We start from the raw sequence: 16,777 nt of genomic DNA, 5'->3' as shown, positions 1-16,777 counted from the left end.
CGCTCAGTTCACCCGGACGATGAGCTTCATCTTCGGGTGGATGCCGCACAGCACGAGGAAGGTGCCGTTCTTCTCGAACGTCACCGGCGTGCGGCTGCCCGGGACCTGATCGCCGGAATCGAAGTTGAAGGCGTCCGACTCGATGTAGATGTGGTGGAGCAGGTCGCTGTCGTCGTTGACGATGGTGATCGTGTCGCCGCGGGTGACGACGAGGCTGTTGGGCTGGAACGCCCGGCCCTTCTGCGACACGAGGTGACCGCTCGCTTCCAGCCGGCCGACGAAGGCCATGCCTGCCAGAACGCCCGCGACCAGCGCCGCCGCCGTGCCGGCGACGGCGCGTGGGGCCGAGCGTGGGCTCGCGCGGCCGATCACCGATTGCCTGAGGTTGGGCATGGCGTCCTCGAAGATAACGCCTCATGGTTGCGCGGCCGTGGTTAAGATTCTGCTGATGTCGACGGCGGCTTTCGCGTGCTCCACAACGTAACTGCAGCGTTGCATCGGGCTTCGGTACGAGCCTCGGTGCCCGATCCAGCCGCCGATACGCGGCGCACCGGCTAATGGCGCCTTAACATTTCGCATTTAACTTGGCCGAGCGCGGGCAGAAAGAAGCTACGTCTCGATGCGATGGAATGGGACCGGACCGAATAGGAGGCCACGCTCGGCAACGAGCGGGATGCCGCGCATGGTGGATGCGCGGGTGACCATCCGTGGCCGGATCCTCCTGGCGTTCCTGACCATGAGCCTGATCACCGGCGCGCTCGGTCTCTACGCGATCCGGGGCCTTCAGGATGCGGGCGAGCTCGTCAACCGCACCTACGACGAATCGCTGATGTCGATCAATTACGCGCGGGCCGCGGCAGCGGACTTCGCCAAGATGCGCTCCGCCTTCGCCCGGCGCATGGTGACCGGCGATCCGGCGGCCGCCTCCAAGCTCGATGCCGAGATCAACGAGCTCGCCGCGACGCTCTCCGACGACCTCGGGATCGCCGTCGAGCGCTCGCAATCCGACCGTGTGATCCGTTCGGCCAAGGCCGTCCAGGAGGGCGTGGAGCTCTGGGAGTCGATGCGCCACGGCCTCGACGGATCGACCGGCAAGAGCGCCGCCTGGGACGCCCTCGACCGCCAGGCCGGCATCGTCGACGGGCAGATCGAGCTTCTGGTCAACTATACCGCCGGCGACGGTTTCGTCTTCCGCCAGACCGCCCGGACCGTCGTCGCGCAGGAGATCCGCTTCAACGTGATCGCGATGGCGGTGGCGCTGATCCTGTCCGGCTTCGTCGCCTACCTGCTGAACCGCCGGATCATCGGCCCGCTCGCCTCGGCCTCGGCGGTCGCAGAGCGAATCGCGGCCGGCCGCCTCGACGACGCGGTGCCGACCGGCGGCCGCGACGAGCTGGGTGCGCTCCTGCGGGCCATGGCGACCATGCGCGACAACATCCAGGCGATGATGGAGCGCGAGGTCAGCCAGCGCCGCTCCGCCGAGGCCCTTCTGGCCGACGCGCTCCAAAGCTCGCGCGAAGGCGTCGTGGTCGTCGACGCCCACGGGCGGATCGCTCTGGCCAACGCCCAGGCGCTGGAGTTCTTCAGCGGCCTGCGCTCGGCCGTCGAGGTCGGATCGTCGGTGATCGCGCTCGCCAACGGCGAGATCGACGCGCCGGCCCCGATGATCGACTGCGCGCGGACCCTGTCGCGCGATGGCGAGGTCCTGCTCGCCGACGGCCGCTGGTTGCGCGTCAGCCGCAGCGCCACGCAGGAGGGCGGGTTCGTCGCCGTGTGCAGCGACATCAGCGTCCTGAAGGAGCAGGAGGCCGGGCTCACGCAGACGAACCTGCGCCTCGACGCGGCGCTCGACAACATGAGCCAGGGCCTGTGCCTGTACGATGCCGACCACCGCCTGATGGTGGTGAACCGGCGCTACGCCGAGATCTACAACCTGCCGCCCGGTTCGGTCGTGCCGGGCATGTCGGCCGAAGCGGTGCTCCAATGCAGCCTCGGCGCCGGCCACCATCCGGGCTCGACCCTCGCCGATATGCTGCGCGAGGCCGCCTGCATCTTCGGGACGAGCCGCCAGCGCACCCATTTCCAGGAACTCGCCAACGGCCGGGTCGTCGCCATCGAGCAGCGGATGACCGCCGATGGCGGCTTCGTCGCGACCTACGACGACGTGACCGAGCGGCGCCAGGCCGAGGCGCGGATCGCCTATCTCGCCCACCACGACACCCTCACCGGCCTGCCGAACCGGATCCTGTTCAGCGAGCAGGTCGACGCCGCGATCGCGCAGGCCGGGCGCGGCACCGGCTTTGCCGTGTTCTGCCTCGATCTCGACGATTTCCGGCCGGTGAACGACACCCTCGGCCACGTGGTCGGCGACGAGCTGCTGCAGGCGGCGGCCAACCGGATCGGCGCCTGCATCCGCGAGATCGACAGCTGCGCCCGCCTCGGCAGCGACGAGTTCGCGATCCTGCAGCGCGGGATCGACACCGCCGAGGATGCCGCCGTGCTCGCCCGCCGCCTCGTCGAGGTGCTGGGCGCGCCCTTCGTCCTGTCGAGCCACACGGTGACCCTCGGCGTCACCCTCGGGATCACCCTGGCGCCGTACGACGGCACGAGCTGCGAGAAGCTCCTGATGAACGCCGACGTCGCGCTGGCGCGGTCGAAGGTCGACGCCCGCGGATCGTTCCGGTTCTTCGAGCCGGAGATGGATGCGCGCCTGCAGGCACGCCGGCTGTTCGAGGTCGACCTGCGCGAGGCGGTCGCCAACGAAGCCTTCGAGGTCCACTACCAGCCGATCTACTGCCTCAACGCCGAGCGGATCTGCGGCTTCGAGGCGCTGCTGCGCTGGAACCACCCGGTGCGCGGATGGGTGTCGCCGGTCGAGTTCATCCCCGTCGCCGAGGAGCTCGGCCTGATCGTGCCGCTGGGCGAATGGGTGCTGCACCGCGCCTGCGAGGAGGCCGCCCGCTGGCCCGAGGGCCTGAAGGTCGCCGTGAACGTCTCGGCGGTGCAATTCACCTCCGCGAGTCTGATCACCGTCGTGCGCGAGGCCCTGCAGCGCACCGGCCTGCCCGGCCAGCGCCTCGAATTGGAGATCACCGAATCGGTGCTGGTCGCCAACCCGGGCGCGACGACGGCGATCCTGCACAATCTCAAGATGCTCGGCGCCCGCGTCTCGATGGACGATTTCGGCACCGGCTACTCGAGCTTGAGCTACCTGCGCAGCTTCCCCTTCGACAAGATCAAGATCGACCAGTCCTTCGTGCGCGACCTGTGCGCCGAGAACGGGACCGAGTTCATCGTCCGTGCGGTGATCGGCCTGGGCGCCAGCCTGCGGATGACCACGACGGCCGAGGGCGTCGAGACCGAGGCGCAGCTGTCCAAGCTGCGAGCCGAGGGCTGCGACGAGGTGCAGGGCTACCTGTTCAGCCGACCGGTTCCCTCGGTCGAGCTGCCCGCCCTGATCACCCGTTGGAACGGCGCGGCGCGGGCGATCGCCTGATCCGCGCCGGCCGGTTCGGCCGACGCGGATTCGATCGGTCGAGTCGCGGGCCGGCGGTCCTACTCCGCCGCGTCGAGGCGCGGGCGTTCGATCACCGTGCGGCCGCGCTTGACCAGCTCGGCCGTGCGGAACGCCACTTCCAGGGCCTGCTCCGCGTTGAGGCGCGGGTCGCAGTAGGTATGGTAGCGATCCTGGAGGTCGTCGGCCGTCAGCGCGCGGGCGCCGCCCGTGCATTCGGTCACGTCCTTGCCGGTCATCTCCAGGTGGATGCCGCCCGGGATGGTGCCTTCGGCCGAATGGACGCCGAAGAAGCCCTCGATCTCCTGCATCACCCGCTCGAACGGGCGCGTCTTGTAGCGGCCGGCCGAGATCGTGTTGCCGTGCATCGGATCGCAGACCCACACGACGCTGCGCCCCTCGCGCTCGATCGCGCGAACCAGGCGCGGAAGATGCTCGCCGACCTTGTCCGCCCCGAACCGGCAGATCAGGCTGAGCCGACCGGCCTCGTTGCCGGGATTCAGCTTGTCGACGAGCCGGATCAGGCCGTCGGGCTCCATCGACGGCCCGCACTTCAGGCCGATCGGGTTGCAGATGCCGCGGGCGTACTCGACGTGGGCGTGATCGGGCTGGCGCGTCCGGTCGCCGATCCACAGCATGTGGCCAGACGTGGCGTACCAATCGCCGGTCGTCGAATCGACGCGGGTCATCGCCTCCTCGTAGCCGAGCAGCAGCGCCTCGTGGCTGGTATAGAAGTCGGTGGTCCGCACCTCCTGGTGCGTCTCGGGATTGATCCCGATGGCGCGCATGAAGTCGAGCGCCTCCGTCATCCGCTCGGCGACGTCGGCGTAGCGAGACGATTGCGGGCTGTCCTTGACGAAGCCCAGCATCCAGCGGTGGGAGTTCTCGAGGTTGGCGTAGCCGCCGGTCGCGAAGGCGCGCAGCAGGTTGAGCGTCGCCGCCGACTGCCGGTACGCCTCGAGCTGCCGGCGCGGGTCCGGGATGCGCGCCTCGTCCGTGAAGGTCAGGCCGTTGACGATGTCGCCGCGGTAGCTCGGCAGGCTCACGCCGTCGAGCGTCTCGGTCGGCGAGGAGCGCGGCTTGGCGAACTGCCCGGCGATGCGCCCGACCTTCACCACCGGCGACGCGCCGGCGAAGGTCAGCACCAGTGCCATCTGCAGGAACACGCGGAAGAAATCGCGGATGTTGTCGGCCGAATGCTCGTCGAAGCTCTCGGCGCAATCGCCGCCCTGAAGCAGGAAGGCCTGCCCGGTGGAGACGCGCGCGAGCGCCGTCTTGAGCTTGCGCGCCTCGCCGGCGAAGACCAGGGGCGGGAAGCTCGCGAGCTGGGCCTCGACCGCTTCGAGGGCGGCCGGATCCGGATAGGCCGGCACCTGCTGAATCGGCAGGTCACGCCATGTCTTCGGTGTCCAACGCTCGCCCATCACACAACTCCCCCGCACCGTGCGGCGATCTTTCCTCCACGCCGAAGCCTGGCGCGAAGCGCGGCTTATAGAGTGCTTTTTTCCGGGGTGCGAGATGAGGCCGGCGCAGGCCAGGGCGGATCGGGGGTCAGGTCCCGTATCCGCCTCCGCGAAGATCAGCCTTCGCCGTCCTCGACCTCGATGCCGTGCTCGGCCAGGATCCAGAAGATCGCTTCCAGGTCCTCCGCCGAGACGTCCCGGGGCGGAAGCGCCTCCTCCAGGTCCTCGTAGGTCAGGCAGCGGCTGCGCCGGGCCGCCGCCTTCGTCAGCAGCGCCTCGATCGCGCCCTGGATGTCGGGCGCCAGCGCGTCCCGGCTCGGCAGGGTGGTGGTGAAGGCCGGCCGGAGCGCGTCGGCCAGGAGGCCGTCGATCACGCGCTGACGCCGCGCCTGCGCGTCGCCGGCGGTCGGCACCGGCTCGGCCGGGCCGGCCTTGCCCGGCTCGCGCTTGCCGGGGTCTTTCTTGCCGGAGTCTTTCTTGCCCATCGATCGGATATGGCTCGTGAAACCGCGCCGTCGAGACCCGGCGCGACCGGGATCGTCAGCCGACGGCGACGGGATGCTTGGTCACCTGCGGGACCCGCATGGTGACCAGTTCCTCGGACGCGGTCGGATGCACCGCGATGGTGCGGTCGAAATCGGCCTTCGTCGCGCCCATGGTCACCGCGATGCCGACCGCCTGGATGATCTCGCCGGCATCGTGCCCGAAGATGTGGACGCCCACGACCTTGTCGCTGGCGCAGTCGACCAGCACCTTCATCAGAATCTTCTCGTCGCGTCCCGACAGCGTCGCCTTCATTGGCCGGAAGCTCGCCTTGAACACGTCGATCTTGCCGAAGATCGCGCGGGCGGTGTCCTCGTTGTGGCCGACGACGCCGATCTCCGGGGTCGAGAACACCGCGGTCGGGATCAGGCGGTGGTCGACGCAGGCCGGCTTCTCGCCGAACACCGTGTCGGCGAAGGCGTGGCCCTCGCGGATCGCGATCGGCGTGAGGTTGGCGCGATTGGTGACGTCGCCGACCGCGTAGATCGAGGGCACCGCGGTCCGCGAGTAGGCGTCGACCGGGATCGCGCCGGCGGCGTCGGTCTCGATCCCGACGCGGTCGAGGCCGAGCCCGCCGACGTTCGGGCGCCGGCCGGTCGCGATCAGCACCTGGTCGACCGTGATCGTCTCGCCGTCGTCCAGCGTCGCGGCGATCCCGCCCGCGACGCGCTCGAGCTTCGCGAGGGTGCGCCCGAGCTTGAGCGACATCCGCCTGGCGTAGGCTTCGCCGAGCGCGTCGCGGATCTCGTCGTCGAAGCCGCGCAGCAGCCTGTCGCCGCGATGGAGCAGCGTCGTCCGGCTGCCCAGGGCCGCGAACACGCCGGCGAACTCGACGGCGATGTAGCCGCCGCCGATCACCAGGATGCGCTCGGGCAGCGTCTCCAGCTCGAACACCTCGTTCGAGGTGATCGCCAGCTCGGCGCCCGGCACCGCCGGTTTCTTCACCGGATGGGCGCCGACCGCCACCAGGATCACCTTGGCGGTCACGCGCGCGCCGCTGCCGACGAGGCGGATCGTGTGCGCGTCCTCGATCACGGCGCGCTCCGGCACCACCGTGACCCCGGCGCGGATCAGGTTGGCGTCGTAGATCCCTTCGAGCCGGGTCACCTCGGCGTCGCGCCTCCGCTTCAGGACGCTCCAGTCGAAGCGCGGTGCCTCGACGGTCCAGCCGAACCCGGCGGCGTCCTCGAACTCGTCGGCGAAGCGACCAGCATAGACCATCAGCTTCTTCGGCACGCAGCCGCGGATCACGCAGGTGCCGCCGACGCGGTACTCTTCCGCCATGGTCACGCGGGCGCCGTAGCCGGCCGCGATCCGCGCGGCGCGAACGCCGCCCGAGCCGCCGCCGATGACGAACAGGTCGACGTCGTAGGTGTCGGTCATGACGGGGTCCGATCGGGCGCGGCCGAGGGCCGGGGAAGGGGTGCCTGCGCGGTGCGGTGCCCGGCATCGCGCAGCCAGGTGATGGCAGCGCCGAGGCCGGCGGTCCACCACGCCGCCCAGGTGTTGTGCTCGACCAAGGCGATGGCCGCCGCCGCCGCGATCAGGGCGAGCGCCGTCGCGCGCTCGGCCGGATCCGAACCCGCGACCGGCGCGAGCATCAGCATCGAGACGGCCGCCACGAGCACGGCGCCGACAACGCCGAGCTCGGCCCAGACCTGAAGGAACGCGTTGTGCGGATGGCCGACCGCCAGAAGCGTGCGCATCTCGGGATCGAGGCGTTGGGCCACCGGCGTCTCGGCGAAGCGGGCGGAGGTGCCGAAGCCCGCCCCGACCCACGGATCCGCCGCGACCGCGGCGCCGAAGCTGCGGGCGATGGCGACGCGGGCGCGCGACGAGGAATGCACCAGCCGCTCGTGCGCGGCCTCCGGCATGAAGCGATCGAGCAGGTCGCCCTCCACCGGCGCCAGCGCCACCGCGAGGCCGAGACTCAGCCCGGCCACGCCGACGGCGAGCCGGCCCGGCACGAGCCGCGCGAGGGCGAACATCGCCCCGCCGGCGATCAGCCCCATGGCGGCGGCTCCGCTCACCGAGCGCAGGATGCCGAGGGCCGCGAAGGCCAAAGCGACGAGGGCGAGAACCCGCCGGCCCTGCCGCCACAGCGCCAGGGCGAGCGGGCCGGCGACGACGGCGAGGGTCAGCGCCGGGCGGTTGTAGACGAATTCCGCCACCCGCTGACCGAGCGCGCGCTGCAGCGGCAGGCCGGTGGCGAGGCCGACGGCGATGGTCAGCCCGGCGAGCACCACCATCGCCGCCGCGAGCGGGGCCGCGAAGGCCGGGATGCGCCCCGGCGCGAGGCGGACGAGGAGGTAGGCGGCGACGAGCGTCGGCAGGAACTCGCCGGCCATCCGCAGCGACAGCGCGGGGAACGGCGTCCAGGCCAGGGTGAGCGCGCACCAGGCGAGGAACGCCAGCGCGGCGAGGCCGATCGGCCTCGCGAGCGGCGGGACGAGGCGGCGCGGGACCGCGCCGGCATCCTCGACGCAGCGCCCGGCGAGGAACAGGACGGCCGCGATGGCGACGACGAGGGGGCTCGACCGGTTGGCCAGCGCCATCGCCAGGGGCATCACGGCGAGCGCGACGGCGCCCGCTGCATAAAGACGTCGGGACGGGGACACGGGCCGGCCGCGCGGTCGATTCGTGTGCCTACTGGAGCTGGTGCCCGCGCTTGCCCATCTCGGCGCGCACGCGGACCATGACGTATTCCGAGACTTCCTGGGTCCAGGTCTGCATCGCCTGCACCATCTCGTCGAGGATCTGAGGCTGGGTCTCGACGTAGCGCTTGCCGGCGGGCGAGCGGAAGAAGGCCGCGATGTCCTGCAGCTCGGCTTCGCTCAGCTTGTTCGCGTAGATTCGCGCCGCGGTGTCGATGATGCGCTGCTTCTGCAGCTCCATCTCGGGGTTGAGGCCCTGCAGCACCTCGTCGAGGTCCTTGCTCAGCTCGGGGCGGGTGACGGTCTGCTGCTTGATCTGCTCGGCGAAGGCCGGAATGATCGAGTCGAACGAGCGCGCGATGCCGGAATTGAGCATCACCTCGCGGGCGAGCGCGAGATGGTTGGCGCCGATCGTCGGGGCGCCGCGCGTGGCCGGGGCGGCGGGCGCGGCCGGCGTCGCGGCGGGCTTCTGAGGCGCAGCCTTCTGGGCCTGGGCGAGGCCGGGAGCAGCGGCGACTAGGGCCGCGACCAGCACGGGGAAGAGGCGGCGGGAGAGGACGGGCATTCCGGGCATTCCTGAAGCGAGGGGAAGAGCCGGCGCCGGCATCCGAGGCCGTCGCCGGGGCGCCGTCGGGCGCGCTGATGCAGCTATTCGAGGCTGCCGATCACGGTGATCTCGGCCTGCCCGTCGCGGTCCTCGGCGAGGATGGCCGCGGTGGCGATCCCGAGGAACAGGCCGTGCTCGACCACGCCCGGCACCGACCAGAGCAGCGCCGACAGCCGCTCGGCATCGGCGATCCGCCCGAGGCGCGCGTCGAGGATGTGGTGGCCGCCGTCGGTCGTAAGCGGCGCGCCGCCGGGGGCCATGCGCAGCGCGACCGCACCCGTGCAGCCGGCGCGCGCGATCGCCGCCTCGACGGCGCGCCGGGTCGCCGTGAGGCCGAAGACGTTGACCTCGATCGGCAGCGGGAAGGCGCCGAGCGTCCCGACGCGCTTGGCGGCATCGGCGATCACCACCATGCGGCGGCTGGCGCAGGCGACGATCTTCTCGCGCAGCAGCGCCGCGCCGCCGCCCTTGATCAGCCGGAGATCGGCATCGACCTCGTCGGCCCCGTCGATCGTCAGGTCGAGCTCGGGCAGTTCCTCCAGCGTCGCAAGGCGGATGCCTTCCCGCGTCGCCGCCGCGTGGGTCGCCTCGGAGGTTGGGACGCCGACGACGTCGAGGCCGTCACGAACCCGCGCGCCGAGCAACGCGACGAAGGCCGCCGCCGTCGATCCGGTGCCGAGGCCGAGCCGCATTCCGGGCTCGACGAGATCGAGGGCGCAGGCGGCGGCCGCGCGGCGCAGGTCCGGGCCGCTCACGACGACGTCCCGCCGTCGGGTCTCACGAAAGGATGCATGCGCAGGGTGCCGGTCCGTCCCGTTGGGATGCGGCACGCCCTAGCATGGCCGCCGTCGCGCCGGGAAGCCGCGGTACCGGCCGAGACCGGTATTCGGATGACGATCCCCCCGGTGGGATCCGGCTTCGTTAGAACCGGCTGCCCCCCTGCGGCGGCGTCGCGCTCGCGCCGGCCCGGCCCGGGACGCTGCCGACGAGCGGCGCCTCGGCGGCCCCCTCGGCCGACGGGTTGGTCTGCTGGGTGCAGACGACCTGCTCCTTCTTCACCAGCACGAAGCAGATGCTCATCTCGCCGGTGCGGTAGTTCACGCGGAACACGCCCGCCTCCCGGGTGTGGCGCGTCGCCACGAGCCCGTATTCCGACGGGGGCTGCGCACCGGCGCCCTCGCCGGCCGCGAAGCAGACCGTGAGGCCGATGCCGCCGGCGCCTTCCTGCAAGCCGTACTGGCACGAGGTGACCTCGCCGGTGACCTTGTCGACCCGATACATGCGGTTGAGGTCGGCCTGGGGCGCCGGAACGAACTCGAACGAGGCGGCGGCGGCGACACCCGGCGCGAGCAGGCCGAGGCCGAGGGCGAGCAGAGGGAGTTTCATGGGGGGTCCCGGAGGGTGTGACGCCCCTCCTTTCGAGGGGGTTTCGGGCAAGTGTGGGGCGCTGCACGCCGTCTCGCGCACGACGCGCACGGTTTCGAAACCTGCCCGCAACCTTGCCCCGCCGCGGGCGGCCGGCTAGCGAGGGCCCCTCCCCCCGCCGCCCCGGAAAGACCCGATGCCCACCCTGCCGAAGATCGCCGTGTTCGACCTCGACGGCACCCTGGCTGAGACCGCGGGCGACCTCGTCGGCACGCTCAACGTGCTGCTTGTGCGGGAAGGCCTGCCGGAACTGGCGCTCGAGGAGGCCCGCGACCTGATCGGCGCCGGCGCCAAGGCGCTGATCCGCCGCGGCTTCGAGGCCGCCGGCCGCGAGCTGACGCCGGCGCGGCACGAGACGCTGTTCGGCGACTTCCTGGAGCATTACGGCGCGCATCTGTGCGAGCGCTCGCACCTCTATCCCGGCGTGGTCGAGGCGCTGGATCGGCTCGAGGCCGAGGGCTTCCGGCTGGCCGTCTGCACCAACAAGGTCGAGGGGCTCGCGGTCGACCTGCTCGACCAGCTCGGCATCGGCGGCCGTTTCGCCGCGATCTGCGGGCGCGCCACCTTCCCCTACAGCAAGCCCGACCCGCGCCACATCACGCTGACCATCGCTCGGGCCGGCGGCGATCCGGAGCGCGCGGTGATGGTCGGCGATTCCCGCGCCGACATCGACGCCGCCAAGGCCGCCGGCATCCCGGTGGTGGCGGTCACCTTCGGCTACACCGACACGCCGGTGGACCAGCTCGGGCCGGACCGGGTGATCTCGCACTTCTCGGACCTGCCCGGTGCCGTCGCCGAGCTGATGTCGGCTCAGGCGTAGTCCTCCGGCACCCGGACCTTGCCCGCGCGCAGCAGCGTGTAGAGGAACGGCACGAACAGCAGCGTCGCCGGCGTGCCGAAGGCGATGCCGCCCAGCACGGCGCGGGCGAGCGCGGCGTTCTGCTCGCCGCCCTCGCCCGTGCCGAGCGCCATCGGGATCAGGCCGAGGAACATCGCGCCCGCCGTCATCAGCACCGGGCGCAGGCGCGTCTCGCCGGCGAGCAGGGCGGCGTCGACCGCCGAGCACCCCGTCGCCTCGCGATGCTCGCGGGCGAAGGTCACGAGCAGGATCGAGTTCGCGGACGCGATGCCCACCGACATGATCGCGCCGAACAGCGACGGGATCGAGAAGGTGGTGCCGGTGATGAACAGGCTCGCGACGATGCCGCAGAAGGCGAGCGGCAGGGCGGCCAGCACCACGAAGGGATCGCCCCAGCTCTGATAGTTCACCGCCATCAGCAGGTAGACGGCGATCAGCGCGATGCTCAGGCCGACGCCGAGGCGCAGGAACGCCGAGTCCATGTTCTCGATCTGCCCGCGCACAGTGATCTTGTCGGGCACCGGCAGCGCCTTCTGCTCCTCGTCGACGATGGTGCGGATCTCCCGCGCCACCGAGCCGAGGTCGGAATCCTGCACCGCCGCGTAGATGTTGTAGGTCGGCGCCGTGTTGACGTGGTTGACCACGGTCTGCGTCGCCTCGCGGCGCAGGGTCGAGACGCTGGAGAGCAGGGTCAGCACGCCCGGCTGGTCGCTGTTGGCGCGCACCAGCAGCGGCGTGTTCTGCAGGTCGGTGAGCGAGGCGTTGCGGTATTCCGGCGTCTGCACCCAGAGCTGGTACGGGATGCCGGTCTTCGGGTCGGTCCAGAAGTTCGGCGTCACCTGGAAGGAGCCCGACAGGGAGACGTTGAGCCCCTGCGCCACCTGCTGCTGGGTCAGCCCGAGCTCCGAGGCGAGGCGGCGGTCGACGTCGACGAAGAACTGCGGCGTGCCGACGATCTGGTGCAGGTGCACGTCGACCGCGCCCTTCGTCTCCTTCAGGCGGCGGACGATGTTCTGGGCGACCGCGAGGTCCTTTTCGGCGTTGCGGCCCGAGACCTGGATGTCGATCTGCGCCAGCGTGCCGAAGTTCAGGATCTGCGTGATGATGTCGGAGGGCTGGAAGTAGACGATCACGTCGGGGAAGCGCTCGCGCAGCACCTCGCGCAGGCGCTTCGTGTAGGCGCCGACGTCGCCGTGTCCCTCGCGCAGGTTCACCAGCATCTGGCCGTCGTTGTAGCCGACGAAGGAGCCGTCCGAGAACGCGAAGTTGTAGTTGTTCGAGGGCAGGCCGATGTTGTCGAGGATCTGCTCGATCTCGCCGTCCGGGATCACCTCGCGCACCGTGGCGCCGACGGCCGCGAAGACCTGCTCGGCGGTCTCGATCCGCATGCCGGGCCGGGTGCGCAGGTGCAGCGTGAGCTGGCTCGAGGCGACCTGCGGGAAGTAATCGCGCCCGACGAAGGTGAACAGCCCGGCTGTGCCGAGGAACACCAGCAGGACGACGGCGATCGTCGCGACGCGGCGGCGCACCACGACGTGGAGCAGCCCGAGATAGCCGCGGTGGAAGCGTTCGAAGCGCGCCTCGAAGCCGTTCCGGAAACGCCCGGCGACGTGGATCACCGGGCGCCCGAGCCAACCGATGGCCCGCGCCACCCGCCCGCGCCGCGGCGGCGCGACGGCGTCGTGCTCGCCGCCATGTCGCTCGACGTACTCGCGCGCGACCAGCACGTCGATCAGCACCGGCACGAGGGTGCGGGAGAGCAGGTACGAGGTCAGCATCGCGAACACGACCGCGAGCGCCTGCGGGGTGAACAGGTACTTCGGCGTGTCGGCCAGAGCGAAGACCGAGACGAAGGCGGCGCAGATCGACAGCGTCGAGATCAGCGTCGGCTTCGCGATGCTGGCGGCGCCCTCGACCACGGATTTGCGGAACGGCTCGCCCTCCTCGAACAGCCGATAGGTGTTCTCGATCGCCACCGTCGCGTCGTCGACGAGGATGCCGACGGCGAGCGCGAGGCCGCCCAGCGTCATCACGTTGATGGTCTGGCCGAGGGCGGCGAGGATCGCGAGCGAGGTCAGGATCGAGAGCGGGATCGAGATCAGAACGACGATGGTCGAGCGCCATGAGCCGAGGAACAGCAGGATCGTCAGGCCGGTGAGGCAGGCGGCGATCGCCGCCTCGTGGATCACGCCCTCGATCGCGGCGGAGACGAAGACCGACTGGTCGAATAGCGGCTTGATCGCCATGCCGTCGGGCGCGGCGGCCTGGATCTCGGGCAGCACCTTCTTGACGTTGTTGACCACGTCCAGCGTCGAGGCGGTGCCGTTCTTGAAGATCCGCATCAGCACCGAATGCAGCCCGTCCGAGCGCACGATGTTGACCTGCGGCGGCCCGCCGTCGCGGACGTAGGCGACGTCGCGCACCAGCACCGGCTGGCCGGCCACGACCTTGATCGGGATCTCGTTCAGCGCCGCGATCGCGTCCGGGGTCGCGTTGAGCAGGACCGGATATTGCTGCTCGCCGATCTTGACCAAGCCGGAGGGCACGGTGAGGTTCTGCGCCGTCATCGCGTTGGTGACGTCGAGCGCCGTGAGGCCGAGCGCCCGCAGCGCCTGGAGGTCGAGATCGACCATGATCTGGCGCGGCGTGCCGCCGAACGGCGACGGCAGCGTCGAGCCCGGCACCTGCACGAGGCGCTGGCGGATGCGGTACTGCGCGTAATCGTAGACCTTGGTCAGGCTCTCCTTGGTCGAGGTCAGCGCGAGCTGGATCACCGGCACCGAGGAGGCCGAGAACCGCAGCACGATCGGCGGCTGCACGCCCGGCGGCATCGCCGAGCGGATCGAGTTCATCGCCGAGACGACCTGGGTGATGGCGAGGTCGACGCTGACCTCGCCGTCGAAGTAGATCTTCTGGATCGCGGTGCCCTGGAGCGTCGTCGACTCCATCCGCTTGATGTTGTTGACGTTGTTCGAAAGCGAGAACTCGGCGTAGGTGGTGATCCGCCGCTCCATCTCCGGCGTCGACAGGCCGGTATAGGTCCAGACCACCACGACCACGGGGATGTCGACGATCGGCAGCACGTCCTTGGGCGCGACCACGATCGCGCCGCCCCCGGCGAGCATCATCAGCACGGCGAGCACGTAGGTCGTGATGCGGAACTTCAGTGCGTACTGGACGAGGCCCATCTGGTCTCCGCGATCCGGCCACGGCCCGGATCATCGCATCATGAATTCAGGCGCCACCGAACGCGAGTATTGTTTCGCGATCATGTCCGCGCGCTGCGGCTGCGAAGAGGCCGCAGGCCCTTGCGGCGTGGTCGAAGGCCGGCTCAGACCCGCCGTCGCTGGCTCGGACGGGGTTTCGGTGCAGGCTTGTCCGGCCCGTCCGTCGCCCCGGGGCAGATCCCGCGCAGCTGCATCCAATCGGCGTCGCTCAGGATGTGCCTGTCGGGGTCCCGGGCCCCGGCGAGGGCGCGGATCGTCGCGGCACGCTCGCGGGTGAAGGGATGGCTGCGCAGGAGGGCCGGGTCGGCATCCGCCTCGTCCTTGGCGATCCGCTCGAGCATCGAGGCCAGCGCCGCCGCGTCGCCGCCGCCCGACCGCATCGCGGCGACGGAATAGGCGTCGGCCGCCCGCTCGGCATCGCGGCTGTAGCCGGCCGAGAGCACGGCCTGGCCGAGGGCGACGATCACGGTGGAGCCGGTGAGGTCGCCGAGCACGAGGCTGAGCAGGAACGACGTGCCCGAGGCCTGGATCAGCGCCCGGGTCGGATCGCGCAGCGCCACGTGCCCGAGCTCGTGCGCCAGCACGCCGGCGAACTCGTCCGCGCTCCGCGCCTTGGCAATCAGCTCGGAGAACACGACGACGCGCGCGCCCGGCAACGTCACCGCGTTCGCGGTGTCGTGGCGGCGGACCGTGACCGCGAGATCGGGCGGCAGGCCGCGACCGGCCGCGAGGCGGGCGACGAGGCGGTCGAGCACGGCCCGGCCGGCCGGCTCCGCGCAGGGCGGCGGATCGCCCATCAGGTCGAGCACCTGCGCCTCCACCGCGGTGCCGAGGCGCGTTTCGATGCCGGCCGGCACCAGCGGCGCGAGAACGCCCGCCGCGATCGGAAGGCCGAAGAACACGGTGAGCAGGACCGCGATGCCGACCGCAAGCGAGCCGGCGACGAGGCGCCAGGTCCCTCCGCCCGCGTCTGCGCGCTTGCGCAGGTCGGGGCAGCGGGTTTCGAGACATGCGGCGAACGACGGGTCCACGATCTCGACATGGCCGGGATCGCCCGCGATCCCGAGGCGCAGCAGCGGGGCCTGCGCCGCGCCGGCCCGCAGGTCGATCAGGTTCCAGTCGCGATGCACCTCCGGCCCGGTGATCTCGAGGCGCTCGCCGAGGTGCAGCGTCACCGCGTGCGGCGCGGCGCTCCGTCCGTCGAACCAGCGGCCGGACGCGGTGAGCGCCATCAGAACCCGATCTGCAGCGCGCCGCCGACGTCGAGCGCGTCGGCGAGGCCCTCGTTGAGGCCGCTGCCGGGCCCGTGGCTCGCGGCGAGGATGCGGTTCAGGCCGTCGGCATCGGCCACCTGCGTCGTGGTCGCGACCGCGGCCCAGAGTCGGGCCTGGACGACGCGCACGTACAGCACCGCGAAGGCGAGCGCGCCGCCGAGATAGAGCAGGCCGCCGCCGAGCACCGCCGCCCAGGCCAGCCCGTCGCCGCCTGCGGCCCGCGCGGCGAGGCCGGCGAGCAGCGCGATCAGGCCGACCACCACGACGAAGCCGAGGAGCGACAGCGCGTAGACGAGGTAGGGCCAGTAGAATTGCCGCGCGCGGAGCGTCGAGACGAGGCGCACCGGCCCGAGGCGCGCCGCGTTCATGAAGACCCGCGTCTCGCGCGCCCGATAGAACGGCACCAGCAGGAGCGAGAGCGGAAGGCAGAAGCCGGCGGTGATCCCGAGCGCGACGGCGAGGGTCGCGATCCGGGTGCCGGCATAGGCGGGGTTCAGGATGAGATCGCCGGCCTTGCCCCCGGGCTTGGGCAGCATCAGGTCGATCGGCAGGACGAAGTCGTTGGCGGCGATCAGCGCCAGCAGCAAGGCGAGCACCGGGCCGAGCGCCACCGCGTAGAACAGCAGCCAAGGCCCGAAGAGCGCGCGCCCGCGCGCGTCGGACGCCATCCGGCTGGTGCCGATCAGGGTGTGGCCGATGCGGTAGCGCTCGAGGCCGGCACGCATGAACGGGAAGGCGAGGCCCAGCGTCGCCAGCGTCAGCGCCCACCACAGGGCGGCCCGGCCGGCATAGGCGAGGCCCGAGCCGTCCTGGCCGAGGCGGATGCCGCGCCACAGCGTCCGCATCGCCCGGTAGCGGCGCCCGCGGTAGATCGCGAACTGCCCGAGCAGGAACAAGATGACGAAGGACAGGATCGCCGAGTACGGCGCCAGGCTCGGCAGCGCGATCGCCAGGCCGAACAGCCCGACATAGATCACGATCAGCAGCCCGAGGGCCGCGAGGAAGCCGAGAAAGAGCTCGCGCCCGGTGCCGGTGTAGTCCGCCGGGCTGCCGTCGACGACGGTGCGGCTCCAGAAGAAGCGCCGCAGGTCGGTCATGTACCAGAAGCGGTAGATGCCGAAGGTGACGAGCGAGAGCAGGAACCCGACGAACGCGAGCCCGGTGAGGCCGCGGAGCCGGGTGTCGAAGGCAACCTGTCCGGTCCGCGACAT

General features: G+C 71.0%; 13 protein-coding genes. 2 read left to right on the top strand and 11 right to left on the bottom strand.

The annotated features are described in order from the left end of the window. Window positions 1-3: 3 nt before the first annotated feature. The gene (locus MKK70_RS05290) at window positions 4-393 is read right to left on the bottom strand and encodes a plastocyanin (protein ID WP_313899075.1); all 390 of its coding nucleotides are present in this window, start codon (window positions 391-393) and stop codon (window positions 4-6) included. Between the two features lie 280 nt (window positions 394-673). Between MKK70_RS05290 and MKK70_RS05285 the strand changes: the two genes are divergently transcribed. Next, the gene (locus tag MKK70_RS05285; RefSeq protein ID WP_243933307.1) at window positions 674-3,496 is read left to right on the top strand and encodes an EAL domain-containing protein; all 2,823 of its coding nucleotides are present in this window, start codon (window positions 674-676) and stop codon (window positions 3,494-3,496) included. Between the two features lie 59 nt (window positions 3,497-3,555). On the opposite strand, the gene MKK70_RS05280 is transcribed toward MKK70_RS05285, so the two are convergent. From MKK70_RS05280 to MKK70_RS05250, 7 genes are all read right to left on the bottom strand, one after another. Further along, entirely contained in the window at window positions 3,556-4,938 is a 1,383-nt protein-coding gene (locus tag MKK70_RS05280; RefSeq protein ID WP_147842865.1) for a class II 3-deoxy-7-phosphoheptulonate synthase, read from the bottom strand. 155 nt (window positions 4,939-5,093) lie between these two features. Further along, window positions 5,094-5,462 carry an RNA polymerase sigma factor region1.1 domain-containing protein gene (locus MKK70_RS05275; protein WP_147842866.1) on the bottom strand — a complete coding sequence of 123 codons (369 nt, stop codon included), beginning with the start codon at window positions 5,460-5,462 and terminating at the stop codon, window positions 5,094-5,096. A gap of 55 nt (window positions 5,463-5,517) precedes the next feature. Then, window positions 5,518-6,903, bottom strand: a complete 1,386-nt coding sequence (gor, locus tag MKK70_RS05270; RefSeq protein ID WP_243946219.1) for a glutathione-disulfide reductase — start codon at window positions 6,901-6,903, stop codon at window positions 5,518-5,520. Beyond that, complete coding sequence (locus MKK70_RS05265; protein ID WP_243946218.1) at window positions 6,900-8,087, bottom strand: O-antigen ligase family protein; 1,188 nt, start codon at window positions 8,085-8,087, stop codon at window positions 6,900-6,902. Before MKK70_RS05265 ends, gor begins: the two co-directional genes overlap by 4 nt. Before the next feature lie 79 nt (window positions 8,088-8,166). Then, window positions 8,167-8,739: a DUF2059 domain-containing protein gene (locus MKK70_RS05260; RefSeq protein ID WP_405042593.1), complete on the bottom strand. Its 573-nt coding sequence runs from the start codon at window positions 8,737-8,739 to the stop codon at window positions 8,167-8,169. A gap of 83 nt (window positions 8,740-8,822) precedes the next feature. Beyond that, a complete protein-coding gene (gene rpiA / locus MKK70_RS05255) occupies window positions 8,823-9,536 on the bottom strand; it encodes a ribose-5-phosphate isomerase RpiA (protein WP_243946217.1) in 714 nt (237 codons plus the stop codon). 166 nt (window positions 9,537-9,702) lie between these two features. Further along, the gene (locus MKK70_RS05250) at window positions 9,703-10,167 is read right to left on the bottom strand and encodes a hypothetical protein (RefSeq protein WP_147842870.1); all 465 of its coding nucleotides are present in this window, start codon (window positions 10,165-10,167) and stop codon (window positions 9,703-9,705) included. 175 nt (window positions 10,168-10,342) lie between these two features. Between MKK70_RS05250 and gph the strand changes: the two genes are divergently transcribed. Beyond that, window positions 10,343-11,026 carry a phosphoglycolate phosphatase gene (gene gph / locus MKK70_RS05245; RefSeq protein WP_243946216.1) on the top strand — a complete coding sequence of 228 codons (684 nt, stop codon included), beginning with the start codon at window positions 10,343-10,345 and terminating at the stop codon, window positions 11,024-11,026. Here gph and MKK70_RS05240 read toward each other — a convergent pair. The 3 genes from MKK70_RS05240 to MKK70_RS05230 form a co-directional block, all read right to left on the bottom strand. After that, entirely contained in the window at window positions 11,017-14,253 is a 3,237-nt protein-coding gene (locus MKK70_RS05240; protein WP_243946215.1) for an efflux RND transporter permease subunit, read from the bottom strand. The two genes, gph and MKK70_RS05240, sit on opposite strands and share 10 nt — an antisense overlap. A 143-nt stretch (window positions 14,254-14,396) precedes the next feature. Next, window positions 14,397-15,527 (bottom strand): M48 family metallopeptidase, encoded by a 1,131-nt coding sequence (locus MKK70_RS05235; RefSeq protein WP_409568247.1) that lies wholly within the window; start codon window positions 15,525-15,527, stop codon window positions 14,397-14,399. Next, on the bottom strand, window positions 15,524-16,777 hold the full coding sequence (locus MKK70_RS05230) for a DUF898 family protein (RefSeq protein WP_243946212.1): 1,254 nt from the start codon (window positions 16,775-16,777) through the stop codon (window positions 15,524-15,526). Before MKK70_RS05230 ends, MKK70_RS05235 begins: the two co-directional genes overlap by 4 nt.

The organism is Methylobacterium sp. E-041 (assembly GCF_022829665.1).
In the GTDB taxonomy this organism is placed as follows: domain Bacteria; phylum Pseudomonadota; class Alphaproteobacteria; order Rhizobiales; family Beijerinckiaceae; genus Methylobacterium.
The sequence above is the reverse complement of the archived record's forward strand: the minus strand, read 5'-3'. Positions and strand labels throughout refer to the sequence as shown.